Raw genomic sequence first — 25,561 nt, forward strand, 5'->3', positions numbered from 1 at the left:
CGGGATGCCGCCCCCGGCGGGTTCAGGCCTCGCGTCCGGCTTTATGGCCGGCGCTGATTGCCCCTTCGATGTAGCCAATGCTCTGACAGTCACCAATGCTGCTGGCCGATAACCCTGCGCGGGTCAGTTCATCCAGCAAACGGGTGTCGGGTTGTGCGCCAATGGCCAGTACCACGGAGTCTGCTTCGCTCTGTCCTGAACTGCCATCTGCCAGTTGATAGCGCACGCGATTGCCTTCAATGGCTATCACACTGGCACCGGTGATCAGCTGTCCGCCATGCACGCGTATTTCATGCAGCACCCGCCAGCGGCGCACGATGGCCAGTTCGCGGCCAAGATGGCTACCGCTTTCCAGTACGGTCACCTGGCGCCCGCGGGCGATCAGGAACTCCGCCAGTTCCAGGCCAACCAGGCCGCCACCGATGATGGTCACGCGCTTGCCCAAGGGCATCCATACCCGTGACAGTTTTTGCATGGCCTCGCTGCTGTCGGTGACCCCCGCCAGGTTGCCGGCTTTCATCAGGGTGCGCTGGGTGAAGGACAATTTACGCTTGGCAATTTCCTCCGCCCGGTCGCCGGTCATCAGGCGCCGCAGTTCATCACCGCTCCAGACATGGTCCTGATCTGCACCGGGGATGTCGGGGGCCGCACGCTCGGCACCGACGGCCACCAGCACCTGGTCTGCGCCCAGGTCGCGGAGCAGGGCAGGGCTGGCCTCAGTATTGAGGCGCAGATCAATCGAAGATTGCTGCACCTGAACCTTGAGGTTGTCCAGCAAGCGGGCGTTTTCGGCATAGGCCAGCCCGGCAAAGAACAGGGTTCCGCCGAGGCGGTCGCTGCGTTCGATCAGGGTCACCCGATGCCCGCGCAGGGCAGCTATTCTTGCGGCCTCCATGCCGGCAGGCCCGGCACCGATGACCGCAATATGTCTGGGGCTGGCGGTGGGGCTGATGACGTATTCGAATTCGTGGCCGGTCATGGGGTTGACCGCACACTTGACCCGCTCGTTGACGAAGATCTGGCTCACGCACACGTAGCAGTAGATGCACGGGCGGATGCTGCTTTCCTGATCGTTGAGCAATTTGTTCGGCAGTTCGGGATCGGCCAGCAGCTTGCGGGCCATGGCGATAAAGTCGCAATCACCACGCTTCAGGGCGGCTTCACCGGCCTGGGGTTCGATACGGCCTACGGCGATTACCGGCACCTGCACGCTGCGCTTGATCGCCGCAGTCCATTCCATGAAGCCGCCGGCTTGATGCACCAGCGGTGCTTCGGTAAACACCACGCCGCTGGTGATCCGCGCACTGGCCGACACACTGACCGCATCAACGCCTGCCGCTTCGGCCATGCGTGCCACCGCCTTGGCGTCGTCCAGGCTGATGCCGCCGGGGGTATGCAGTTCTTCGGCGTCCAGACGCAGCCATACGGCAAATTGCGAGCCGACTTTGGCCCGCACGGCAGCGATGATCTGCAGCAGCAGCCGGGCGCGGTTTTCCAGCGAACCGCCGTACTCATCCTCACGCTGGTTGTAATAGCCGGACAGAAAACCGGCAATGATATAGCCGTGGGCGGCGTGCAGTTCGACACCGTCGAAACCGGCGCGCTGGGCACGCTCGGCGGCGCAGGCAAACCAGTCGATCATTTGCCCGATGTCGGCACTGTCCATCACGCGGATGGGCGAGCCTTCGGCGCGGCGCTTCATGGAACTGACGAAGTTGGCCAGTTCCTCAGGGGTCAGGGCCGCCATCATGTCGCTTTGCAGTACCGGGGGCACTGACGGTACCCACAGTTGCCGTCCTTCAGCCATATCCCGTACCGAGGTCTTGCCCGCGTGTTGCAGCTGCATGGCAATTTTTGCACCGTGGCGGTGAACGCGATCGGCGAGCTGGCTCAGGCCCGGGATAAAGTCATCGCTGGACACGCCGACCTGGAACGGCTCGGCGGTGCCCGCCGGGAACGCCACTGAACAGACCCCCATGATCAGCAGCCCGGCGCCGCCACGGGCGCGGGCTTCGTAATAGGCTTGAATCCGTTCGCCACAGTGGCCATCGGCTTCGGCAAAGTTGGAGCCCATGGGCGCCATGATGATGCGGTTGCGCAGCTCGATTGAGCCAATGCGACCGGGTGCCAGCAACTGAGAGAATTTTGTCATTGTTGTTTTTCAGTCCGAGCAGGATAAGAAGGGCTGAGGGCGACCCACAGGCCGCCGTCAATGTTGCCTGTTCAGTTTTTGAGGAAGTCCAGGCACGCCTTGTTGAACAGCTCCCGGTGTTCAACCTGGACCCAGTGGCCGCAGCGGTTGAGCATGATAAAACGCGCATCCGGTGCATGCTTGAGCACTTTGAGGGCGCCGCTGGCCGGGTTGAAGTTGTCGTCGGTGCCCCAGAAACCGAGGATCGGTACTTGCAGCTCTTCAAGGCGCTCGGTCATGTTCGGCACCATCATGGTGGTGAACAGATTGCGCGGTTGGTGCACGGCCACCGCCACTCGCTCGGCCAGCAGGCTGTCTTCGAGCTGGGAGCTGTCGAACAGTTGCAGGCTCATGATCCGGCGCATCTGCTCGATGCCCAGGGGCCCGGCGTTGTACAGCTCGACCATGCGCTGAATGCCAACCATCTTGAAGTAGGTTTCGCGATCTTCAACGCCGCCGGGGGCCATCAGAATCAGCTTCTCCACACGCTCGGGCTCGGCCAGTGCCAGCCCCAGGGCAATGGCGCCGCCCAGGGAGTTGCCCAGCAGGGTGGCGCGCTTGACCCCCACCGCCTTGAGAAACCCGGACATGGCGTTAACGAAGAAGTCCAGGTTGTACTGCGCGTCTTCGGGTTTGTCGGAGCGGCCGAAGCCCGGCAGATCCACCACCAGATTGCGAAAGCCGGCGGCGACGAACTGCGGGTAGTTGCCTTTGAAGTTGCTGTAGCCGCTGGCACCCGGGCCGCTGCCGTGCAGCCACAGGACTACCGGGCCGCTGCCCTCATCGAGAAAGTGCAGGCGCAGGCCGCAGTCCAGTGTCACGAAATGGCCGACGGGCAGCGGAAGGTCTTGTTCAGTCATCACTCAATCTCCGGAATATCAGGCACTGACCGCTTCAGCCAGGGGCGCTGGGGCAGGGGTGTTGTTCAAATGGTTGCGATAGCGCGGCAAGGCCATGGCCAAAAATACCGAGGCCAGCACCAGCAGCGAGATACAGGACGCCAGTGCGTAGCGCAGGCCTTCGTTACCCAGGGTGTGGGCAAAGCCGTCGCTGAGCATGCCGATCAGCAGCGGGCCGACACCCACCCCGAGCAGGGTCATGGCCATCACGAAAATCGCCGTGGCCTGGGCCAGGCGTGTGGCCGGGAACAGGTGCGAGATGGCGCCCAGGCAGGGTGTTGCCCACCAGGTGCCGAAGAAGCTGAACACGCAATAGAACAGGAATGCGCTGGGTACCGGGGTGCTGCCGACATGGAATGCCGTGCCGGTTGGCCAGAGAAAATAGGCCAGGCCAAAGGGGATACTGATCAGGGTGCCGAGCAGCGGTACTCCTATTTGCCAGCCTTTGTCACGACGCGCCAGGCGGTCGCACAGGATGCCGCAGGTCAGGGTGCCCAAGGTAGCCCCGACACCGCCGGCGACGCCCGCCAGCAACCCGGCGTCCTGCAGGCTTAGGCCGTGGGAGCGGATCAGAAAGCTGGGGCTCCAGGTGCCGATGGCGTAGCCGGCAATGGCCGCGGAACCGCCGGTGAGCACGATCCAGAGGAAGGACGGGGTCTGGAACAGTTCGCGTACCGTCACCGCCCAGTGGGCTTGCGCCACTTGATTGGGGCTGACCAGCATTGCAGGTTTCGGTGCCCGTACGGTGAGCAGTAATAGCAGACCGAGAAAAATCCCCGGCGCACCGATCACCACGAATGCAAAACGCCAGCCGTAATGCTGGGCGATCCAGCCGCCCAGGCCGAGGCCGAAAATCGCCCCCAGGCTTGAGCCCAGCATCAGCACCGAGAGTGCGGTGGAGCGGCGTTCCGGCGGGTACAGATCCGAGACCATGGCCATCGACGGGGCAGTGCCGCCGGCTTCGCCGATGGCCACGCCGATCCGGGCCACCACCAGCATCGCAAAGCTGGCCGCGAAACCGCAGAAAATGGTCATCACGCTCCAGGCAATACAACTGAATGCGATGACTTTCTTGCGTCCGATACGGTCAGACAATCGCCCCAAAGGAAAGCCGAACAGGGTGTAGAAAACCGCAAAGGTCACGCCTGAAAGCAGGCCGATACCGGTATCGGAAATACCGAATTCAGCCTTTACCGGCTCGATCAGAATTGCCATCAGCAACCGATCGATATAGTTGAAAACATAGATGGCAGCCAGTACGCCTAACGCGTAGTGAGTTCGCCAGGTGGGACGTAAAGTTATCGACACGACGGGTTCTCCCGGTTTTGTTCTAGTGAGCGATTTATTCCACGAACCCTGCGCCATGGACATCGTCCATTCAGACCAGCTGTGGCTCAGGGGGCCTGATCACTGAAGCGGTATTTGTTGCAGTCCATTGCTGCCATCCCGGACAAGCTTGCTGCCTGCGGTTCGGTGCTTAGTCCCATCGGACGATGTTCAGCTTTTTCCTCCAGTCAATGATTGTCCCCATGCACCGCCCACGGCTTACGGGCGGCCGACATCTGGCAGGTGGGAGAAACACCATGAAGTTGCTGAATAAAGTTGCGTTTGTGACCGGTGCAGGGCAAGGCATGGGCCGGGCGATTGTGCGCCATTTCGCCGAGCAGGGCGCAGTGGTAGTGGCGGCCGATATCAACCTCGATGCGGCCAACCAGACCATTGAAGGGCTGGGCGACAAGGCGCTGGCCGTGATCTGCAACGTCGCCGACAGTGACTCGGTGGCGACCGCCATGGCCGCTGTACAGGCGCGCTTCGGCAGCCTCGACATTCTGGTCAACAACGCCGGCATCGGCTCCATTGATGCATTCGCCGAGACACCGGACGAGAACTGGCAGCGGGTGATCGGGGTGAATCTCACCGGCACTTTTTTCTGCAGCCGTGAAGCCGTGAAGTTGATGCTCAAGGCCGCCACCCCGGGTGTGGTGATCAATATTTCCAGCACCTCGGCCCTGACCGGCGAAGGTCCAAGCCACTACTGCGCGGCCAAGGCCGGCGTAATGGGGCTGACCCGCAGCATGGCCCGTGAGCTGGCCGCCAACGGCATTCGCGTCAACACCATTGTTCCGGGCCCGACCAACACTCCGATGATGGCCGACATCCCGGATGACTGGATGCAAAGCATGCTCAAGGCCATCCCTCTGGGACGCATGGGTGAAACCGAAGAAATCGCCCGCGTCGCTGCCTTTCTGGCCAGCGAAGACGCCGGCTTCATCACCGGGCAAAACCTCGCGGTCAACGGCGGCATGGCGTTTATCTGACCCCGGGGCACCGACAGGAGAGAGCAGAGCATGGGTACTCGTTTACAAGGCAAGGTTGCATTTATCACCGGCGCAGGCTCGGGCATTGGCGCGGCTACCGCCCTGCGGTTTGCCCAGGAGGGTGCGTTGGTGGTGCTCTGCGGTCGCCGCATCGAGCCGCTGGAAGCCGTAGCGGCACAGATTCGCGATGCCGGTGGCCGTGCTGAATGTGCGGTGGCCGATGTCAGCAATGAAGCCGCCTATGTCGGTGCCATCGGCGCTGCCGCTGAGCGCAATGGCCGCCTCGACATTCTGGTGAATAACGCCATGGCCTACAGCTGGGGCGCAATTGACAGCACTAGCACCGCCGACTGGCATTCCAACTTTTCAACCACGGTCGACGGCACGTTCTGGGGCACCCGCACGGCAATGGGCCTGATGCGGGTCCAGGGCAGCGGTTCGATCATCAATATTGCCTCGATCTGCGGGCTGTTCGGCACGCCGTGGATGGCCGGATATTCCGCTGCCAAGGCGGCGGTGATCAACTTCAGCCGCGCGGCCGCCAGTGAAGGTGCCAGCCACAACATCCGCTGCAACGTGGTGATCCCCGGCATCGTCGAGACCCCGGCCACCGCCGGCATGCTGACCGACGACAAGACCCGGCTCAATACCGAAAAACTGATCCCGCTCAAGCGCGTCGGCCAGCCCCTGGAAGTGGCCAACGCCATTCTGTTTCTGGCCAGCGACGAAGCCTCGTACATCACCGGTGCCAGCTTGCCGGTAGATGGCGGGCGCAGCAGCGAGTTGTACACGGTACTGGAATAAGGACTTTTTATGGAACAGAACGCCTTGCTTGCCCGGCTTGACCGCCTGGAATCGATTGAAGAAATCCGTCAGCTGGCCGGTAAATATTCGTTGTCGCTGGACATGCGCGACCTCGATGCCCACGTCAATCTGTTTGCCGAAGACATCCGCGTCGGTCGCGAAAAAACCGGACGCGCGCACCTTAAAGCCTGGGTCGATGACACCCTGCGCGACCAGTTCCATGGCACCTCGCACCACCTGGGTCAGCACCTGATCGAGTTCACCGATCCGGACCATGCGGTGGGCGTGGTGTATTCCAAGAACGAGCACGAGACCGGTCCCGAGTGGGTGACCATGCAAATGCTCTATTGGGATGACTACGAGCGCATGCAGGGGCGCTGGTATTTCCGTCGTCGCTTGCCGTGCTACTGGTACGCCAGCGACCTCAACAAGCCGCCGATCGGCACGCAAAAAATGCGTTGGCCGGGGCGCGAACCCTATGCCGGGACCTTCCACGACCTGTTCCCGTCCTGGACCGAATTCTGGGCCAGACGCCCGGACAAGGATCAGTTGCCGCAAGTGGCCAGCGCCGCTCCGGTGGAACACTTTCTTGCCACCCTGCGCCGTGGGGCTGGCGCACCGAAAATACGCGTGCGCTAAGGAGCCCGTTATGAGCATTTTGTTTGAACCCGTACGCCTGGGTGACCTTGAACTGGCCAACCGGATCGTCATGGCGCCCATGACCCGCAGCCGTGCCGATCAGCACGGGGTGCCTACCGCGGAAATGGTCGAGTACTACCGTCAACGGGCCTCGGCGGGTCTGATTGTGGCCGAAGGCACTTCACCTTCGGCCAATGGTCTGGGCTATTGCCGGACCCCGGCCATCTACAACGCCGAACAGATTCGCGCCTGGAAGGCCGTGACCGATGCGGTGCACGCCGAAGGCGGCCTGATCGTGCTGCAGTTGATGCACGTAGGCCGTGCTTCCTGCGCCCAGAACAAACCCGCAGGCGCTGCAACCGTTGCTCCTTCGGCGTTGCGCGCGCGCACCCAGTTGTTTACCGATCAGGCCGGGCTGGTGGACAGCGACGAGCCACAGGCTTTGTCGCTGCAAGACATTGCCGGGGTGATCGATGAGTATCGCCAGGCGGCCCTGAATGCCCGTGAAGCGGGTTTTGACGGGGTTGAGTTGCACTGCACCAGCGGTTACCTGCCCATGCAGTTCATGGCTTCGGGCAGCAACCTGCGTGAAGACCGCTATGGCGGCAGTGTCGAAAACCGCGTGCGTTTCCCTGCTGAAGTACTGACCGCCATGGCTGCGGCCATCGGTGCCGGGCGTGTGGCGTTGCGCCTGTGCCCGGGCAACCCGTTCAATGACATCAGCGACGAAGATCCGCTGGCCACCGCCGAAGCCCTGTGCCGGGCCGCCGAGCCGTTGGGTCTGGCCTACGTGCATATCATGCGCTCGCCCCTGGCCGAGCTGGATGCCTTCGCCCTGGCGCAGCGCCATTGCAGCAGCGGACTTATTTTGAACGACGGTTTTGACGGCGCATCGGCCGAGGTTGCCTTGCAGGCCGGTCAGGGCGAGGCAGTGTCGTTCGCCCGGCATTTTATTGCCAACCCGGATCTGGTGGAGCGCCTGCGCCGGGGCTTGCCTCTGGCCCGCTTCGATCGCAAAACCCTGTATTCGCCAGGTCCTGAAGGCTACAGCGATTACCCGCAGAGCGAGACGGTGACGCCATGAACGATATGTCGCGTTTCAGCACGCCCGTGGCACCCCGGCAACAGCCAGTGCCCCGCGAGCAGACTCAGGAGCTGCTGGACCTGCGTTCGGCAGCCAGCGCGCAGATCAAGCCGGCGGACCTGTACACCCTGGCCGATCGTCTTGAGGCGCAGGCCCGCAGCTTTCCCCAACGACCATTTTTGATCTACGGCACTGATGTATATAGCTATGCCCAGGTCGACGCCCAGGCCAATCGCATGGCCCGGGTGTTTTACGACAAGGGTCTGCGCCCCGGTGATGTGTGCGCGATTGCCATGGAAAACCGCCCGCAGTTCTTTTTCTGCTGGTTTGGCCTGGTCAAGCTTGGCGCCGTGGTGGCGTTTATCAATACCCAGGTTAATGGCAAGCCGCTGGTGCACGCACTGCAGACCACTGAGGCCAAGGCCGTGGTGGTCGGTGAGGAATGCCTGGACAACCTGTTGTCCACCGAAGGCTTGCCGGATGTGCCGTGGTGGTTGATTGAAGATCCGGAAAACCCCCACGACCGCGTGTTGCCGGCCTGTGTCGACCAGAGCTTTAGCGAGCAGATTGCCCGCGCTGCGGACACAGCTTTTGCCCGTGAAGTGCGCGCTGCCATTACGGCTGAAAGCACCACTTTGCTGATTTTCACCTCGGGCACCACCGGTTTGCCCAAGGCTGCGCGCTACAGCCATATGCGCTGGATGTCTTCGGGTGATGTGATGGAAGTCACCATGGGGGCCACTGCCCAGGACGTGTTTTATTGCTGCCTGCCGCTGTACCACGGTGCTGCGGCGACTTCGGTGACCTCTACCGCATTGCGTGTCGGTGCCAGCATTGTGGTGCGGCGCAAGTTCAGTGTGCGTGAGTTCTGGCAGGACGTACGCCGCAATAACATCACGGTGTTCCAGTACATCGGTGAAATTTGCCGCTACTTGCTCAACCAGCCCGTAGTGGCCGGGGAGCGGGAGCACAGTTTGCGTTACATGCTCGGCGCCGGCCTGACGTCCGAGTCGTGGCAGCGCTGGCTTGACCGCTTCGGCCCGATCCAGGTGTTCGAAGGCTGGGGCGCCACTGAGGCCAACGCGAATCTGATCAACGTCGACAACTATGTGGGCTCGTGCGGCCGGGTACCGGACTGGAGCCGGACCAATCTGCGGCTGGTGCGCTACGACGTTGAAAGTGACACCCATCCACGGGACGAACAGGGTTTCTATCAGCTCTGTCAGCCGGGTGAAGTGGGTGAAGCGATGGGTTTCATCGTCAATCATCCGCAGATCGGCGGGGGGCGTTTCGAGGGCTATACCAGCGCCGCTGCCAGCGAAAGCAAGATCCGCCGCAACGTGTTCCAGGCCGGAGATGCGTACTGGAGTTCCGGCGATCTGTTGCGCTATGACGACGACGGTTATTTCTATTTCGTCGACCGTATCGGCGATACCTTTCGCTGGAAAAGCGAAAACGTTTCCACCCTGGAAGTCGCCGATACCCTCAGTGACTTGCCGGGACTGGAACTGATCAATGTGTATGGCGTGCAAGTGCCGGAACACGAAGGCCGGGCGGGCATGGCGGCGATCCTGATGCAGGCCGGCCACACCTTTGATCCCCAGGTGTTCTATGACCTGACCGAAGCGCGCTTGCCACGTTATGCGGCGCCGATGTTTGTGCGGGTCTCGGCGACGGCTGACATGACCAGCACCTTCAAGTTGCGCAAGGTCGATTTGCAGCGTCAGGGCTACGCCCCGGGCCTGTTTGCCGATCCGCTGTTCGTGCGTGACGAAAGCACCCGTACCTATCAGCCGTACTCGCTGCAAGTACTGGCCCGGGCCGGGCTGGCACCTTTTGTGGGCAGCAGTCATGAGTGAAATCGACGCCCGGGGCCATGAATGGCGTGACGGCCTGCGCTACCCGTGGCCTCAGGCGCCGGCCAGCGGGCAGGTGCAAGAGGTGGCCGAGGGTGTGTTGTGGCTGCGCATGCCGCTGCCCTTTGGCCTGGACCATATCAACCTGTACCTGCTGCGCCATGGCGACGGCTGGGTGGCGGTGGATACGGGCCTCAACAGTGATCAGTGTCGTGAGGTATGGGAGCAGGTATTTGTCGACGTGTTCCAGGGCCTGGCGCTCAAAGCGGTGATCTGTACCCATTTTCACAGCGATCACACCGGTGTGGTGGGGTGGCTGGCCGAGCGTTTTCGGTGTCCGGTGCTGATGACCCATGGTGAGTTTGAAGCTCTGCACCATGGCCCGCCGATGGCGAAGACACCTGATTGGGCTTTTGTCGATTTTTATCAGAAAGCCGGTTTCAGTCCCGAGCGCACGGCAGCCTTGTTGCCGCTGATCCAGGGTGAGCATTTTCGGCCGCAGTTGGTGGCCGGGTTTATCCGGTTGCAGCATGGCAGCGAGCTGACGATTGGCGGCAGGCGCTGGCTGGTGGTGATGGGCAATGGTCATTCACCGGAGCATGCATGTCTGTATGCCGCTGATGACGGCTTGCTGATTTCTGGCGATCAAGTGTTGCCGCGCATCACTTCAACCATCGCCGTCTACGTCACGGAGCCCGAGGCCAATCCATTGCGCGACTGGCTGGCATCCATCGAGCGGCTACGGGGCATTCCCGACAGCGTGTTGGTGCTGCCGGCCCATGAACGGCCGTTCTGCAATTTGCATCTGCGCCTGGACCAGTTGCGTGACCACCATCTGAACCATTTGCAGCAACTGCACCAGGCCTGTGCGCAACCGCTCACGGCGCTGGAGATGATGGCGGTGTTGTTTAAAAAACTGTCAGGTCGTTTTGACGAGCTGATGGCGGTTGGGGAAACGTTGGCTCACGCCAATTACCTCATGGCCGAGGGGGCGCTCGTTCGTGAGGTTCAGGGAGGGCTGCATCGCTATTCGCAGGCCGGGACAGGAGTCGTGAAGTTCGACCCGCTTCAGTTGTCATGAGCAGGGTATATGCGCTGCAGAACGCAATGACGCTTGAACCCATCGAGGCGGCCAGAGGGTCGCTAATCAGGAGAGGCAGAGTGATCAATAAAAACAACAATAAATGTCTTGGGCACAACTTTCAGGTCACGGGCCTGGCAGTCGCCGTTGCGCTGGTAACCAGCCCGGTGTGGGCGGGGGACACTATTGAGTTTGATGACGGCACCACCATCGATTGGTCGGTGACCACCAGTTACGGCATCGGTATGCGCCTGGGTGACCCCAGTAACAGGTTGATGGGCATCAACGTCGATGATCCGAACCGCAACTTCGATCAGCACAGTCTCACCACCAACCGCGTGGGTGCCCTGGGCGAAATGATTTTGCGCAAGGACAACTACGGCGCTGTGGTCCGTGCCAGTACCTTCTATGACGATGTATACCACCGCTCAAACGACAACAACTCGCCGTCGACGGTCAACAAGACCGGGAGCAACGATGAGTTCACCAGCGACACCAAGTATTACAGCGGTGGCCGCACCCGCTTGCTCGACGCCTATGTGTTTGGCGGCTGGCGCTTTGACAATGACACCATGCTCGACGTCAAGGCCGGTCGGCATATCGAGTCCTGGGGCGAAAGCCTTTACTACCCGGGCGTGAACGGGGTACAGAACCCGTCCGATGCGGTCAAGGCTGCGCAGCCCGGGGTTGAGGTCAAGGAAGTGCTGTTGCCGGTGGGCCAGTTCTCGGCGTCTTACCGGATCAACCCGGAAATTACCCTGGGCGGCTACGTGCAGTACGAGTGGAAGGGTACCGAGCTGCCGCCAGTGGGCAGCTATCTGTCGACCTCTGACGTGATCGGCCCTGGACGCGAATTCATTCTCGGGGCCAACGGCTCGCGGATCAATTACATGGGCACCGACGAACCCCGTGACAGCGGCCAGTGGGGTGCGCAAATCCGCTACCGCCCGACTACCGACCTGGAACTGTCGCTGTTCCATGTGGTGTACCACGATAAAAACCCGGCCACAGCGCTGGTTGGCTATCAACCCCTGGCCCTGGGCAATGGGCAGTATGCCTACACCACCAACGGCTACAAGGTTGAGTATTTCGAAGATATCAAGCTGACCGGTATCAGTGCCGCCACCAAGTTGGGTGAATACCAGCTGGGGGCTGAATGGTCTTACCGCGACGGAGCCCCGGTGATGGTCAATACCGGTCTGGGTCCGGTGCCGACCCGCGGCAAAGGCCAGCAGTTGCAGCTCTCGGCCATGCGAATCCTGGGTGACAGGCCATGGGCCAGCCAGACCACGCTGACCGGTGAGATCGTCACCGTACGCGTGGATGATGTGGACGATGTGTCAGGTGCGCCGAATCTGTTGGGCCTGCCTGTTGCTCCTCCGTATGCAGGGGCGATTCAGCCGTCCAATGATTACACCTACAAAACCTCCTCGGCCTGGAGAACCCGTTCTTCAAGCGCTTATACCGTGGGTGCATCGTTCAGTTACCCGGGTGTGTTTCAGGGCTGGGACCTTGAGGTGCCGTTTACCTTCTCCAACGTGTTCAGCGGTGCTGCACCGATGTCCGGGACCATCGCCGGGGTGGCCGGTGACCGCCGTCTGAGTGCGGGCACTACGTTCAAGTACCTGAGCAACCTGGAAATGTCGTTCAAGTACATCGCGTACCTGGGCTCGCCGGACCCGATCTACCGTCCGCTGGCAGACCGTGACTACGCCACGTTCTCGATGAAGTACACGTTCTAATCAAGGTATGCCCCTGTGGGAGCGGGCTAGCCCGCGATTGGATCGCTGCAGCATGTATGGCAGGGCGCAGGGTCTGCATCGCTGGCAAGCCGGCTCCCCCAACGGGGCAAATGTGAACCGATAAAAGAGAGGAACCTATGGGTCTTAAAGGTCACGCGGCCATTGTCGGCAGCGCTCAGTACAAACCGGAAAAATACGCAACTGCGCCGCGCATGTTCCATCTGGAGCAGGTTGCAGATCTGGCCGCGCAAGCTTTGCGCGATGCCGGTTTGCAAGCCTCGGACCTGGACGGGCTGGTAATCAACGGCCCGCAGTTTCATGAAGCTTCGGTGTTCGTGCCTGCCATGGCCGCCGAATACCTGGGCTTGCGCCTGAACTTTGCCGAAGTGGTCGACCTTGGCGGCTGTACCTCGGTGGGCATGGTCTGGCGCGCGGCGGCAGCCATCGAGCTGGGTCTGTGCCAGGCGGTGCTCTGCGTATTGCCTGCACGCATGGCGCCGCTGGGGCCGGACGAAGACCCGAGCTGGATGGCCCGTGCCATGCGCTTCGGTGGCCACAGCACCGCCTTCGGGGCACCCGAAGCCGAATTCGATTTGCCCTACGGCCACATGGGCCAGAACACCGGCTACGCCATGATTGCCCAGCGTTACGCTGCGCAATATGGCTATGACCCGCGGGCACTGGCAAAAATCGCTGTGGATCAGCGCACTAACGCGCAGTACAACCCCCAAGCGATGTTTTACGGCCAGCCGTTGACCATCGAGCAAGTGCTGGCGAGCAAGAAAGTTGCCGATCCGTTGCATGTACTGGAGATCGTGATGCCGGTGGCCGGCGGTGCAGCGCTGATTATTGCTTCGAAGGAAGTGGCTGCCCGTGCCCGCAAGCGGCCGTCGTATATCACCGGTTTCGGTGAGCATCTGGCGTTCAAGTCGCCGTCCTATGCCGCCGACATGGTGCAAACCCCGATTGGTCCTGCTTCGCGCCGGGCCTTCGACATGGCCGGGCTCAAGCCCGGGGATGTGGATGCTGCACAAATCTACGATTGCTACACCATTACTGCCTTGCTGACCCTGGAAGACGCAGGCTTCTGCGCCAAGGGTGAAGGCATGAGTTTTGTCCGTGAACACGACCTGACCTGGCGTGGCGATTTCCCGATGAACACCCATGGCGGCCAGCTCAGCTTTGGCCAGGCCGGTTCCGCCGGCGGCATGTCGCAGGTGATCGAGGCAGTAACCCAGATCGCCGGCGAGGCGGGCGAGCGTCAGCTTGCGCAGTGCGACACGGTGTATGTCTCAGGCACCGGTGGGGTGATGAGTGAGCAGGGCGCATTGATACTTCAGGGAGCATGAATCCGATGTCGAACAACAAACCAATGCCGGTCCCGACCGAGATTTCTGCACCGTTCTGGGAAGGCCTGAAGGCCGAGCGCCTGCTGATCCAGCAGTGCAATCAATGCAGTCACTGGGTGTTTTACCCGCGTCGGCATTGCCCTGGCTGCCTGGCCCACGAGCTTGCCTGGCGTGAAGTCAGCGGCGGGGCGAGCTTGTACAGCTTCACTGTGACCCGGATTGCCACCATGCCGGATTTTGCCGATGAAATGCCGCAGATGCTGGCGGTGATCGAGCTGGATCAAGGGGTACGGATCAACAGCAATCTGGTGGGCCTGGACGAGTCCGAGGTCAAGGTCGGGATGCGCCTGCAGCCGGTGTTTGCCGAGGTGGACGCAAAGGGTACGCGGCTGTTGCGTTTTACCGGGATGGACAAGGACCCGCAGGCTTTGAAGAGCTTGCCGGCAGCAGTGGAGCAGCCGGCGGTTGCTGCGCCCCGGGTACGTCAGATTGCACTGGATGACGAGGCCGCGTTGCAGTCGCTGGTCAGCGACACGTTCAGCCCCTGGAGCAACCGGATTGTGGTTGATCAGGGCCTGATCGACGCTTTTGCGGCGTTGTCGGGGGATGACTACTGGATTCACACCGATCCGGAACGGGCCCGTAAACAAAGCCCCTTTGGCGGCACCATTGCCCATGGTGCGCTGGTGCAGATCCTGCAGTCGCGCATGCAGTTGAACCTGGATTACGAGATCACCGGTTTCAGCAATATGGTCAATTACGGTTCGGACCGTTTGCGCTTTCCGGCGCCGGTACCGGCCGGTTCGACCATCCATTCGCGGGCCCGGGTAAAGCGCGTGGAACGGGTTAAAAGCGGTACCCAGCTGACCCTGGAGCTCAACATCCACGTGCTGGGCAGCGAGCGGCCTTCAGTGATCAATGAGCTGGTGATTCTCTATATGTAATCCTCGCGTGACCTGTGACCTGTGACCTGTGACCTGTCATCTGTAGGAGCGAGCTTGCCTCGCGAGCTGTTAGCGGTAGAAAAGCTCGCGAGGCAAGCTCGCTCCTACAGAAGCTCGCTCCTGCAGTTATGAGGTATGAAGCGTTGAGGTTATTCAGTGTCCTCAAGGGCTTTAGTCTCAACGGACGATGAGCCCGGCAACCTTCCTTCCCATACTGCCCCAAGCCAATAAATACAGGCATTGAGGAGCAGGCACATGATCGACATTCGTGGTTTGAGCTACTTCGTTGCAGAGTCCGCCGACCCGGTGCAGTGGCAGCGTTATGCCGAAGATGTACTCGGGATGATGGTCACTGCGGCACCCGCCGGGGGGTTGTATGTGAAGATGGACCAACGCCCGTTCCGGATGTTGATCGTGCCTGGCGGTGAGTCACGCTATCTGGCATCGGGCTGGGAGCTGGCCAGTGAGAAGGCGTTCAATGCCGCCATCGAAACCCTGGATCAGGCCGATGTCAGCTGGCGCCCGGGTACTCCCGAGCAATGCGATCAGCGCGGTGTACAGGCGTTGCTGCACGTCACCGATCCTTCGGGCAACCGCCATGAACTGAGCTGGGGCCATCGCTCCGATTGCCAGCCCTTTGTTTCGCCGCAAGGTGTTCCGGGGTTCATCACCGGTGAGATGGGCCTGGGGCACACCGTTCTGCCCGCTCCCAACTTCGATGCCACCCTGGCCTTTGCCAAGGATGTACTGGGCTTCGAGTTGTCGGACATATTCAATTTCCGGCCCGACCCGTCGGCCGCACCGATCCGCATTCACTTCCTGCATTGCAAAAACAGCCGTCACCACAGTCTGGCCCTGGCCGAGTACCCGGTGCCGTCCGGCTGCGTGCATGTGATGGTCGAGGTCGAAACGATGACCGAAGTGGGCCGCGCCCATGACCGGCGCCTGGCGCATAACGTGCCGTTGTCGGCCACTTTGGGCCAGCACCTGAACGACCAGATGACCTCTTTCTATATGAAAACCCCTTCGGGCTTTGACCTGGAGTATGGCTATGGCGGCTTGCTGGTGGATTGGCAAGACCACAGCGCTTTTGAATTCACCCGGGTCAGCCTGTGGGGCCACGATTTTTCAGTCGGCCAGCAGTAACAGACCGGTAAAGGAGTAACCCATGAACAAGCAAATGACAGCGGCAGACGTGGTCGGCCAATTGCGTGACGGCATGACCATAGGTTTTGGCGGCTGGGGGCCACGGCGCAAGCCGATGGCGATCGTGCGCGAGATCCTGCGCTCGGAGGTCAAGGACCTGACCGTGGTGGCGTATGGCGGCCCTGAAGTCGGCATGCTTTGCGCGGCCGGCAAGGTCAAGAAACTGGTGTTCGGTTTTGCCACCCTCGATGCGATCCCGCTGGAAGCCTACTTTCGCAAGGCGCGGGAGGCCGGTGAGCTGGAATTGATGGAGCTGGATGAGGGCATGTTGCAATGGGGCCTGCGCGCCGCCGGTATGCGGTTGCCGTTTTTGCCGACCCGCTGCGGTCTGGCAACCGATGTCAGCCGTCTGAACCCGGACATCAAGCAGGTGCAGTCGCCCTATGACGACGGTGAAGTGTTGCTGGCGATGCCTGCGCTGAACCTGGATATGGCCTTTTTGCATGTCAACGTCGCTGACCGCCTGGGTAACACCCTGATCACCGGTCCCGATCCGTATTTTGATCATCTGTTCGCCCGTGCGGCCAAGCAGTGCTTTGTGTCCTGCGAACGGATCGAAGAGCGCCTGAGCCTGGATGCCGCCCAGGCCCGCTTCAATACCTTTGAGCGCTATCTGGTCAGTGGCGTGGTGCACGCCCCCTTTGGTGCGCACCCGACCTCGTGCCCGTCCGATTACGGCTGGGACATGAGCCATCTCAAGCGTTATAGCGCCAGTGCCGGCGAAGCCGACGGCTGGCAAGGCTATGTAGCAGAGTTTGTGACACCGGGCGAATCAGCCTACCAGGCCAGCAATGGCGGTGCCGACCGGCTGGGCGCTTTGCCGCTGCCAGTGTTTTGAGGAGTATGGACATGACTGCGACTTGCGAATTTACCCTGGCCGAACTGTTGATCGTGGCTGCTTGCGAAGCCTGGCGCGATAACGGCGAAGTGATTGCTTCCGGCCTGGGGGTGATCCCGCGCCTGGGCGCGAGCCTGGCCAAATTGAGCCACAGCCCGGAACTGTTGATGACCGACAGCGAGGCCTTTCTGGTGGAAGAGCCGATTCCTTTGGGGCCGCGCGGAGACTATGAGCCGCGTTACTCGGGTTACCTGTCGTTTGAACGGGTGTTTGAGTGCGTGTGGGGCGGCCGTCGTCACGCGATGATCGGCCCGACCCAGATCGACCGCTGGGGCCAGACCAATCTGTCGTGCATTGGCGACTATCACAAGCCCAAGGTGGCAATGCTGGGGGTGCGCGGTTTGCCGGGCAACAGCATCAACCATATCAACTCGTTCTTTGTGCCGAGCCATAACACCCGGGCATTTGTGTCCGGTGAAGTGGACATGGTTTCAGGTGTCGGGTTCAAGCCAGAGCGTTGGGAAGAAGGCATGCGCCGCGACCTGATGGATATCCGCCTGATCGTCACCGATCTGTGTGTGATGGACTTCGGCGGCCCGGACCGCGCGGTTCAGGTGCGCTCGCTGCACCCGGGTGTGAGCTTTGAACAGGTGCAGGACAATACCGGCTTCCCGCTGCTCAAGGCAGCCGATATCAAGCAGACCGTGGCGCCTACTGCGCAGCAAATGGAGCTGATCCGTCGTCTGGACCCGCATGACTATCGCGCAGCCGCGCTGAAGGGCAATCCACCCGGCATTCGCCAGGCCTGAAGGCAAGGAATCCAGATGAACAGCGACAGCGAATTTGTGCAGCGGGCTGATACCGCTGTGTATGAAACCGAAGAACCGGTGCTGTACGGGGTGGCGGACGGGATTGCCACCCTGACCCTGAATCGGCCGACAGTGAACAACGCGCAAAACTCGCAGATGACCTATGCCCTGGACGATGCGTTTCGCCGGGCGGTGAATGATGACCTGGTGAAAGTCATAGTGTTGCGCGCTAACGGCAAGCATTTCTCGGCCGGGCATGACATTGGCACCCCCGGGCGCGACATCAACAAGTCGTTTGAGCGTGCGCACCTGTGGTGGGATCACACCAACAAGCCTGGCGGCGAATATCTGTATGCCCGGGAGCAGGAGGTGTATCTGGGCATGTGCCGGCGCTGGCGCGAGCTGCCCAAGCCGACCATCGCGATGGTGCAGGGCGCGTGCATTGCCGGCGGGCTGATGCTGGCCTGGGTGTGTGACTTGATCGTGGCCAGTGATGATGCGTTTTTCCAGGACCCGGTGGTGCGCATGGGCATTCCGGGGGTGGAGTACTTTGCCCACCCTTACGAATTGAACCCGCGCATTGCCAAGGAATTTCTGTTCACCGGCGACCGTATGAGTGCCGAACGCGCCTATCAGATGGGCATGGTCAATCGCCTGTTCAGTCGCGAAGAACTGGAGGGCGGTACTTATGCGCTGGCAGCGGCCATTGCCAAACAGCCGCGCATGGGGCTGGCGCTGACCAAGCAGGCGATCAATCACGTTGAAGATTTGCAGGGTAAGCGCACAGCCATGGACGCGGTGTTTGCCTGGCATCACTTCGCCCATAGTCATAACGAACTGCTGTCGGGCGACAAGCTCGGTGGTTATGACGCCAAGGCCATGATTCAGGCAAACAAGACGGCTGCGGGAGAGCGTGGATGAGTGGCTATCTGCAAACGGCGCTGACCGATGCATTGGGCTGTCGTTACCCCATAGTGCAGACCGCGATGGGCTGGGTGGCGGATGCCAATCTGGTGATTGCCAGCACTAGGGCCGGGGCGTTCGGATTTCTTGCCGGGGCAACCATCGCCGCGGACCAGCTTGAAGCTGAAATCCAGCGGGTGATCGAGGCCACCGGCGGCAGTAATTTCGGCCTCAACTTTCATATGTTCCAGGAGAACGCTGGGCAGTGCGTGGACCTGGCGATCGAGTACCGCTTGCGTGCCGTCAGTTATGGTCGCGGGCCGGATCGCCAGACCATCGAGCGCTTCAAGCGGGCCGGGGTGCTGTGTATACCCACGGTGGGCGCACTCAAGCATGCGCTCAAGGCGGTGGAGCTGGGTGCTGACATGGTCACGGTACAGGGTGGTGAAGGCGGCGGGCATACCGGCGGGGTGCCGAGCACCATTTTGCTGCCCCAGGTGCTGGATGCGGTACAGGTCCCGGTGATTGCCGCCGGTGGCTATTCCACCGGTCGCGGTCTGGCCGGAGCATTGGCCAGCGGGGCGGCCGGGATTGCCATGGGCACGCGGTTTTTGATGACCCGGGAATCGCCCACCCCTTTGGCGACCCTGGAACGCTATGTGAAAGTCAAAGATCCGCAGCAGATTCGCGTGACCCTGGCGGTGGACGGGATGCGCCACCGGATGATCGAAAATGCCTTTATCAATCGTCTGGAAAAGGCCGGTGCCTTTGGCCGCTTGCGCATTGCCCTGGGCAGTGCCTGGCAGTGGAAGCAACAGACCGGCATGAGCCTGGGGCATATGTTCAGTGTGTTCGCCCAGTCGGTGAAGGAAGACCCGGGTGCCTTGTCGCAAACCGTAATGGCGGCCAACCAGCCGGTGCTGCTGCAGCGCTCCATGGTGGACGGCATTCCGGATGAAGGGATTTTGCCCAGCGGGCAAGTTGCAGCAGCGATCAGCGAGCTGAAAAGTTGCGAGGAGCTGATTCAGGAGATGGTGCTCGAGGCAGAGCGGTGTTTGGGCCGATTGCATAGAACTGTGTAGGAGCGAGCTTGTCTCGCGAGCTGTTGGCGGTTGAAAGAGCTCGCGAGCAAGCTCGCTCCTACAGGTATGGGGGGGTCAGAGGATTATCCAGCGCTGTTGTTCGGCGGCTTCGCGAATGGCCGCAGCCAGACGTTCTACCTGCCAGGCTTCTTCGAAGTCGGGGCCCGGCGCAGGGTTGCCGGCGCAGGCCTGGATCAGCCCGTGTACCTCCAGGGTTTTCAGTTCGTTGTACCCCAGCTGATGCCCGCCCGCAGGGCTGAACGCGGCGTAGCCGGGTAGTTCCGGGCCCGCCAGCAGGCGTTCGAAGCCGGCCTGGCCGGCTTTGCACAGGTGCAGTTCATTCAGCCGCTCCTGATCGAATTTAAGGGTGCCGCCGGTACCGCTGATCTCGAAGCTGAGGTGGTTTTTATAACCGTGCTTGAGCCAGCTGCTGCTCAGGGTGCCCCGGGCGCCATTGCTGAAACGCACCAGGGCGTGGGTCTGGTCGTCGATCAGGATGTCGCGCAGTTCGCTGCTGTTGCGGCTGGCCGGGCGTTGCGGGTGAACGGTCTGGCTGTCGGCGCACACGGCTTGGACATCCCCCACCAGATAGCGCGCCATGGCCAGCAGATGGCTGCCCAGATCGGCCAAGGCACCGCCGGCATGCCCGGGTTCGCAGCGCCATGACCAGGGCAGCGCCGGATCGGCCATGAAGTCCTCGCTGAACTCGCCCTGGAAACTGATGATGCGTCCCAGGTCACCACGCTCAATCATCTGTTTGGCCAACACCAGCATCGGGTTGTGTTGATAGTTGTAACCCACCCGCGTGACCACGCCGGCGACCCTGGCAGCGAGATGCATTTGCTCGGCCTGTTGCAGGCTGACGGCCAGGGGTTTTTCGCAATACACCGCTTTACCCGCTGCGATGGCGGCCATGGCCATGGGGAAGTGCAAGTGGTTGGGGGTGGTAATGGCGACCACATCCACTGCCGGGTCGCTGATCAGCTGTTGCCAGTCGCCATGGGCGCGGGCAAAGCCCCAGGCGTTTGCACAGTGCTGCGCGCGCTCGACGTCGGCATCAGCCAGTGCTGCAAGGTGCAAGTGCACCGGCAGTTCAAACGCAGAACTGACATTACGAAACGCCAGCGCATGGGCTCGGCCCATGAATCCGGTGCCGATCAAACCAATACCAAGTGCACGCATAGCCTGGATCCTTTGAATTGTTATTTTCAGGGAGGGCTATTAATGGAATAAATATTCCGAAATATCAACTATTGGAATTAACTTATTGGTCTGTGAGCCAGGTTCTGTAGGAGCGAGCTTTTTAAAACCGCCAACAGCTCGCGAGACGAGCTCGCTCCTACAGGGGGGGCTGGGCTTTGGTCTGGGTTATGAGAGGTATCCACCGTCGACGTTTAACGAAACGCCAGTGGTGTAGGTCGAGGCGTCGCTGGCCAAATACAGCACTGCACCGGCCATTTCTTCGGGCCGGGCCACGCGTTTCAACGGGATCTGTTGCAGTGCGGTCTTGAGGATGGCGTCGTTGCTGACCAGCGCCGATGCAAATTTGGTGTCGGTCAGGCCCGGGAGCAGGGCGTTGCAGCGTATCCCGTACTCGGCACACTCCTTGGCAAATACCTTGGTCATGTTGATCACCGCGGCCTTGGTCATCGAGTAGACCCCCTGGAACACGCCGGGCGATACGCCGTTGATCGAAGCCACGTTGATGATGCTGCCGCCGCCGTGGTCGCGCATCAGTTTGCCGGCTTCTACCGACATGAAGAAGTAACCGCGAATGTTCACGTCCACGGTTTTCTGGAACGCACTCAGGTCCGTGTCCAGGACGTTGCAGAACTGCGGGTTGGTCGCCGCGTTGTTGACCAGGATATCGATGTGGCCAAATTCTTCGCGAATGTGGGCAAAAGTCCGGGTGATCTGCTCCATTTCGCCGATATGACAGGCGATGGCAGTGGCCTTGCCGCCTTCGGCGATGATCCCGTCAACCACCGGCTGGCAGCCTTCAAGCCTGCGGCTGGACACAATTACATGGGCGCCCTGTTGGGCCAGCAGCCTGGCGATGGCTTCACCAATGCCGCGACTGGCACCGGAAACAAAGGCAATTTTTCCATCAAGGTTGAACAGTTGAGTCCTGGACATGTTGATTCCCTGGTTGTCGCGGGTTTAGAGGCTGGATGTGCGAATGAGCTTGAGGCTCATCTGCTCGAGCAGCGCATTCATCTGCACAAAGGATGCGAAGCGCTTGTCCTGCGTCTGGCCGTGGTAATAGCGGTAATAGATCTGCTGGACAATACCCGCCAGACGGAACAGTCCGTAGGCGTAGTAAAAATCGTAATTGTCTATCTGAATGCCCGAACGCTCGGCGTAGTAATCGACGAATTGGCGGCGGGTCAACATGCCCGGAGCGTTGCTGGGCTGGCGCCGCATCAGTTGTACCGGTGCCGGGTCATTGGCTTCAATCCAGTAGGCCAGGGTGTTGCCCAGATCCATCAGGGGGTCACCGAGGGTGGTCAGTTCCCAGTCCAGGACGCCGATGATTTGCATCGGGTTGGAGGGGGCGAGGATCACATTGTCGAAGCGGTAGTCGTTATGCACGATGGCCGGGGTCGGGTGGTCAGCCGGCATTTTGTTCTGCAGCCACTGTTTTACTGCTTCCCAGCGCGGGGCATCCGGGGTCAGGGCCTTTTCGTAACGTTCACTCCAGCCGCTGATCTGGCGTTGCACATAGCCTTGGGGCTTGCCCAGGTCGCCCAGCCCGCAGGCGTTGTAGTCGACCTGATGCAGTTGCACCAGCTTGTCGATAAAGCTGTGGCACAGGGTTTGTGTGGCGGCAGCAGTCAGCCCCAGTTCTTCGGGTATGTCCGAGCGCAGGATGATGCCCTTGACCCGCTCCATCACGTAGAACTCCGAGCCGATCAGGCTTTGGTCGGTGCAGTGGGCATAGGCTTTGGGGCAGTAAGCAAAGGCGTCCTTGAGCTGATTGAGAATGCGGAACTCGCGGCCCATGTCGTGGGCTGATTTGGCTTTGTGGCCAAAGGGCGGGCGGCGCAGTACCAGCTCCCGGTCGGGGTATTCAATCAAATAGGTGAGGTTGGACGCGCCGCCCGGGAACTGGCTGACCACGGGGTGCCCCGCAAGCCCGGGGACATGAGCCTTGAGGTAAGGATCGATGCGGCTGATGTCGAGTTCTTCACCCGCGCGGATGCGGGTCGACGAGTCGGTAAGCGCCATGTTTATCTCTTCTGCTTATATTTGTGGCTGGGCAACATTCGCTAATCTAATGGGCGCCTGGGCCCGGGACAAGGCGGGGATGGCCTTAATAGGTGCGGGTGTTAGTGAGCGATCAGCGTGATGGATAAGCGTTGAGTGAAGCACAGGCGAAAAAAAACCGAAGCGCGTGGTCTTCGGTTTTTCGGTGTTGCGTGTGGCTTACGAAGGGAACAGTTCGCTCAGCTTCATGGCCAGCATCATGTCGCCTTCAGCGCGCAGTTTGCCGCCCATGAACGCCTGCATGCCATCGGTTTCGCCGCTGACGATGCCTTCCAGGGTTTCGCCGTCCATGACCAGCGTTACCTGTGCGTCCGGGTTCTCGCCTTCCTGGAGTTCGCAAGTGCTGTCTTTAATGATCAGCGAGAAGTTTTTGGTGTCATCAATGCGAAAACCGAATACCAGGTCCAGGCCGGCAGCAGCGGCTGGGTTGAATTTGGCTTTCATTGCTTGAACGGCATCAGCTACAGAAGTCATGGTTCGATCCTTTTAGGTTGGGTTACTGCGACCCTCAGGTCGCGGTTGCCGACGCTCAACGATAGGTGATGAGTGACGGCGTCTTCAACAGTTGCAGATGCACCTGGCTGTTGAAGGAAGCCAGAATGACCTCGCGGCCATGGAACTTGAGCTGGCTGAGCGAGGTGTTAGCAATTTGCCAGGTCAGCTTGAAGGCGTCGCTGGCCGGAATCTGGGTCAGTATGTGCAGCAAGGCAGTGATGGTGCCGCCGGAGGTGAACACGGCGATGCTCTGGTCGTTGCGGGCCAGGTCGAGAATCCGGTTCAGGCCTGCCTGAACCCGTTCAACGAAGCCCAGCCAGGTTTCCAGCCCGGGAGTGTCGTAGGTACCGCTGAGCCAGCGCGCGATGATCAGTTCAAAGATACGCTGGAACTCTGCCGGGTTGTGGGCGGCATTGTTCATGGCTGTTATGGCGTCAGGTTCGTCTGGCAACAGGCCAGGAAGCAAGGCACCGAGCACGGCGAAAGCATCAAATTCGTTGAAGGCAGAGTCAATGTCATGGGCGGGAACGGGCAACCCGGCAGCCGTGAACTGTGCCAGTGCATGGCGAGCGGTGTCTTGCTGGCGCAGCAGGTCGCCGGAGATGCAGCGATCAAAGCGCAGATCCAGATCAACCAGATGCTGGCCCACGATCTCTGCCTGGCGCACACCCAGGGACGACAGCATGTCGTAGTCGTCGGCGCCAAACGAGGCCTGGCCATGTCTTATCAAGTAGATGCTGCCCACTTTCGCGTCATCCCGCTCGGTTGAAAGTCTGGCGAGGTTAGGAGGAAGGCAGGAACCTGTCAATGAAAAAACATACGCTCGTTTGAATCGCCTGTATGGGCCTGCCGACAAGGCTGTATCGCGGCTGGCAGGGCGAGGGTCACGCCGGTATGCTGGGGGCATTACGCGGCCCTGACCCGAGGGTCGCATGCTAATTAAGGAGAGTCTGTGGAATTTTTTGCCGATTACGCCAGTTTTCTGGCCAAGACCGTGACCCTGGTGATTGCCATTGTGGTAGTGCTGGTGGTGATTGCGGCATTGCGCGGCAAAGGTCGCCGCCGCTCTGCAGGGCAGTTGCAGGTCAACAAGATGAACGAGTTTTATAAAGGACTGCGGGACACGCTGGAGCAGTCGTTGTTGCCCAAGGATCAGCTCAAGTCGCTGCGTAAACAGCAGGCTAAAACCGACAAGAAGTTGAAAAAGCAGCCTGAAGAAAAACCTCGGGTGTTCGTGCTGGATTTCGACGGCGATATCAAGGCATCGGCCACTGAAAGCCTGCGTCATGAAATCACTGCTCTGCTGGCCCTGGCTACCCCTGCCGATGAGGTGGTACTGCGTCTGGAAAGTGGTGGTGGCATGGTTCACAGCTACGGCCTAGCGTCGTCGCAACTGGCGCGTATTCGTCAGGCGGGGATTCCGCTGACCATCTGTATCGACAAGGTCGCGGCAAGCGGCGGCTATATGATGGCGTGTATCGGTCAGAAAATTATCAGCGCGCCCTTTGCGATTTTGGGTTCGATCGGGGTTGTGGCGCAGTTGCCCAACGTCAATCGCCTGCTGAAAAAGCACGACATCGATTACGAAGTGCTGACCGCCGGCGAGTACAAACGCACCCTGACCGTGTTTGGCGAAAACACTGAAAAGGGCCGGGAGAAGTTCCAGCAGGATCTGGACATCACCCATCAGCTGTTCAAGAACTTTGTCGCCAAGTACCGCCCGCAGCTGGCGATCGATGAAGTGGCCACCGGTGAAGTCTGGCTGGGGGTTGCTGCAGTCGACAAGCTGCTGGTGGATGAACTTAAAACCAGCGACGAATATTTGTCGGAGCGTGCCAGGGACGCTCATCTTTACCACTTGCACTATGCACAGCGTAAAAGCTTGCAGGAGCGCGTTGGCCTGGCGGCCAGCAGTTCGGCAGAGCGGGTGGTTGACTCTCTGTGGAGCCGTTTGACGCAGCAGCGTTTCTGGTAAAGCTGCTGTCTTTGGGCACTCTTTGAGCCACGCAAGGGCTCAGGAGTGGCCCGTGTCACAGGCATGCCATGTGACACGG

23 protein-coding genes are annotated in these 25,561 nt (G+C 60.7%); 15 read left to right on the top strand and 8 right to left on the bottom strand.

Annotation, left to right across the window (positions count from 1 at the left end):
- Positions 1 to 22: 22 nt before the first annotated feature.
- The 3 genes from JQ848_RS10885 to JQ848_RS10895 form a co-directional block, all read right to left on the bottom strand.
- Entirely contained in the window at positions 23 to 2,152 is a 2,130-nt protein-coding gene (locus JQ848_RS10885; RefSeq protein ID WP_202210671.1) for an oxidoreductase, read from the bottom strand.
- A gap of 71 nt (positions 2,153 to 2,223) precedes the next feature.
- The gene (locus JQ848_RS10890; RefSeq protein ID WP_003445107.1) at positions 2,224 to 3,051 is read right to left on the bottom strand and encodes an alpha/beta fold hydrolase; all 828 of its coding nucleotides are present in this window, start codon (positions 3,049 to 3,051) and stop codon (positions 2,224 to 2,226) included.
- A gap of 18 nt (positions 3,052 to 3,069) precedes the next feature.
- The gene (locus JQ848_RS10895; RefSeq protein ID WP_003445109.1) at positions 3,070 to 4,398 is read right to left on the bottom strand and encodes a spinster family MFS transporter; all 1,329 of its coding nucleotides are present in this window, start codon (positions 4,396 to 4,398) and stop codon (positions 3,070 to 3,072) included.
- 275 nt (positions 4,399 to 4,673) lie between these two features.
- Between JQ848_RS10895 and JQ848_RS10900 the strand changes: the two genes are divergently transcribed.
- The 14 genes from JQ848_RS10900 (at position 4,674) to JQ848_RS10965 (ending at position 19,745) form a co-directional block, all read left to right on the top strand.
- Entirely contained in the window at positions 4,674 to 5,408 is a 735-nt protein-coding gene (locus tag JQ848_RS10900) for an SDR family NAD(P)-dependent oxidoreductase (RefSeq protein ID WP_003445112.1), read from the top strand.
- A 30-nt stretch (positions 5,409 to 5,438) separates the two neighbouring features.
- Entirely contained in the window at positions 5,439 to 6,212 is a 774-nt protein-coding gene (locus JQ848_RS10905) for an SDR family NAD(P)-dependent oxidoreductase (protein WP_003445115.1), read from the top strand.
- 9 nt (positions 6,213 to 6,221) lie between these two features.
- Positions 6,222 to 6,851 carry a nuclear transport factor 2 family protein gene (locus JQ848_RS10910; RefSeq protein WP_003445116.1) on the top strand — a complete coding sequence of 210 codons (630 nt, stop codon included), beginning with the start codon at positions 6,222 to 6,224 and terminating at the stop codon, positions 6,849 to 6,851.
- Between the two features lie 10 nt (positions 6,852 to 6,861).
- Positions 6,862 to 7,935: an alkene reductase gene (locus tag JQ848_RS10915; RefSeq protein WP_003445118.1), complete on the top strand. Its 1,074-nt coding sequence runs from the start codon at positions 6,862 to 6,864 to the stop codon at positions 7,933 to 7,935.
- A complete protein-coding gene (locus tag JQ848_RS10920) occupies positions 7,932 to 9,794 on the top strand; it encodes a long-chain-acyl-CoA synthetase (RefSeq protein WP_202210672.1) in 1,863 nt (620 codons plus the stop codon). The genes JQ848_RS10915 and JQ848_RS10920 overlap by 4 nt, the downstream gene beginning before the upstream one ends.
- A complete protein-coding gene (locus JQ848_RS10925; RefSeq protein ID WP_202210673.1) occupies positions 9,787 to 10,872 on the top strand; it encodes an MBL fold metallo-hydrolase in 1,086 nt (361 codons plus the stop codon). The genes JQ848_RS10920 and JQ848_RS10925 overlap by 8 nt, the downstream gene beginning before the upstream one ends.
- Before the next feature lie 80 nt (positions 10,873 to 10,952).
- Positions 10,953 to 12,614, top strand: a complete 1,662-nt coding sequence (locus JQ848_RS10930) for a DUF1302 domain-containing protein (RefSeq protein WP_010656625.1) — start codon at positions 10,953 to 10,955, stop codon at positions 12,612 to 12,614.
- A 137-nt stretch (positions 12,615 to 12,751) separates the two neighbouring features.
- A complete protein-coding gene (locus tag JQ848_RS10935; RefSeq protein ID WP_010656624.1) occupies positions 12,752 to 13,963 on the top strand; it encodes a thiolase family protein in 1,212 nt (403 codons plus the stop codon).
- Positions 13,964 to 13,968: 5 nt separating this feature from the next.
- A complete protein-coding gene (locus JQ848_RS10940; protein WP_202210674.1) occupies positions 13,969 to 14,907 on the top strand; it encodes a bifunctional OB-fold nucleic acid binding domain-containing protein/MaoC family dehydratase in 939 nt (312 codons plus the stop codon).
- A 255-nt stretch (positions 14,908 to 15,162) separates the two neighbouring features.
- Positions 15,163 to 16,053, top strand: coding sequence for a VOC family protein (locus JQ848_RS10945; protein WP_202210675.1), 891 nt, complete (start codon positions 15,163 to 15,165; stop codon positions 16,051 to 16,053).
- A 22-nt stretch (positions 16,054 to 16,075) separates the two neighbouring features.
- On the top strand, positions 16,076 to 16,951 hold the full coding sequence (locus JQ848_RS10950; protein ID WP_003445131.1) for a CoA transferase subunit A: 876 nt from the start codon (positions 16,076 to 16,078) through the stop codon (positions 16,949 to 16,951).
- A gap of 11 nt (positions 16,952 to 16,962) precedes the next feature.
- Entirely contained in the window at positions 16,963 to 17,760 is a 798-nt protein-coding gene (locus tag JQ848_RS10955; RefSeq protein ID WP_202210676.1) for a CoA-transferase subunit beta, read from the top strand.
- A 15-nt stretch (positions 17,761 to 17,775) separates the two neighbouring features.
- Complete coding sequence (locus JQ848_RS10960) at positions 17,776 to 18,681, top strand: enoyl-CoA hydratase (protein WP_127195615.1); 906 nt, start codon at positions 17,776 to 17,778, stop codon at positions 18,679 to 18,681.
- Positions 18,678 to 19,745 (top strand): NAD(P)H-dependent flavin oxidoreductase, encoded by a 1,068-nt coding sequence (locus JQ848_RS10965; protein WP_202210677.1) that lies wholly within the window; start codon positions 18,678 to 18,680, stop codon positions 19,743 to 19,745. The genes JQ848_RS10960 and JQ848_RS10965 overlap by 4 nt, the downstream gene beginning before the upstream one ends.
- A gap of 75 nt (positions 19,746 to 19,820) precedes the next feature.
- On the opposite strand, the gene JQ848_RS10970 is transcribed toward JQ848_RS10965, so the two are convergent.
- The 5 genes from JQ848_RS10970 to JQ848_RS10990 all read right to left on the bottom strand — a co-directional run bounded on the left by JQ848_RS10970 (position 19,821) and on the right by JQ848_RS10990 (position 24,252).
- On the bottom strand, positions 19,821 to 20,927 hold the full coding sequence (locus JQ848_RS10970) for a Gfo/Idh/MocA family protein (protein WP_202210678.1): 1,107 nt from the start codon (positions 20,925 to 20,927) through the stop codon (positions 19,821 to 19,823).
- Positions 20,928 to 21,113: 186 nt separating this feature from the next.
- Positions 21,114 to 21,881, bottom strand: a complete 768-nt coding sequence (locus JQ848_RS10975) for an SDR family oxidoreductase (protein ID WP_202210679.1) — start codon at positions 21,879 to 21,881, stop codon at positions 21,114 to 21,116.
- Between the two features lie 24 nt (positions 21,882 to 21,905).
- Positions 21,906 to 22,973: a phosphotransferase family protein gene (locus JQ848_RS10980; protein ID WP_202210680.1), complete on the bottom strand. Its 1,068-nt coding sequence runs from the start codon at positions 22,971 to 22,973 to the stop codon at positions 21,906 to 21,908.
- A gap of 198 nt (positions 22,974 to 23,171) precedes the next feature.
- Entirely contained in the window at positions 23,172 to 23,486 is a 315-nt protein-coding gene (locus JQ848_RS10985) for an SCP2 sterol-binding domain-containing protein (protein WP_003445138.1), read from the bottom strand.
- Positions 23,487 to 23,541: 55 nt separating this feature from the next.
- Positions 23,542 to 24,252: a histidine phosphatase family protein gene (locus JQ848_RS10990; protein WP_127195612.1), complete on the bottom strand. Its 711-nt coding sequence runs from the start codon at positions 24,250 to 24,252 to the stop codon at positions 23,542 to 23,544.
- Between the two features lie 207 nt (positions 24,253 to 24,459).
- Here JQ848_RS10990 and sohB point away from each other — a divergent pair, with 207 nt between their 5' ends.
- Positions 24,460 to 25,482, top strand: coding sequence for a protease SohB (sohB, locus tag JQ848_RS10995; protein ID WP_003445142.1), 1,023 nt, complete (start codon positions 24,460 to 24,462; stop codon positions 25,480 to 25,482).
- Positions 25,483 to 25,561 lie beyond the last annotated feature (79 nt).

The sequence above is a fragment of the Pseudomonas paraversuta genome (genome assembly GCF_904067025.1).
Classification (GTDB): Bacteria; Pseudomonadota; Gammaproteobacteria; order Pseudomonadales; family Pseudomonadaceae; genus Aquipseudomonas; species Aquipseudomonas paraversuta.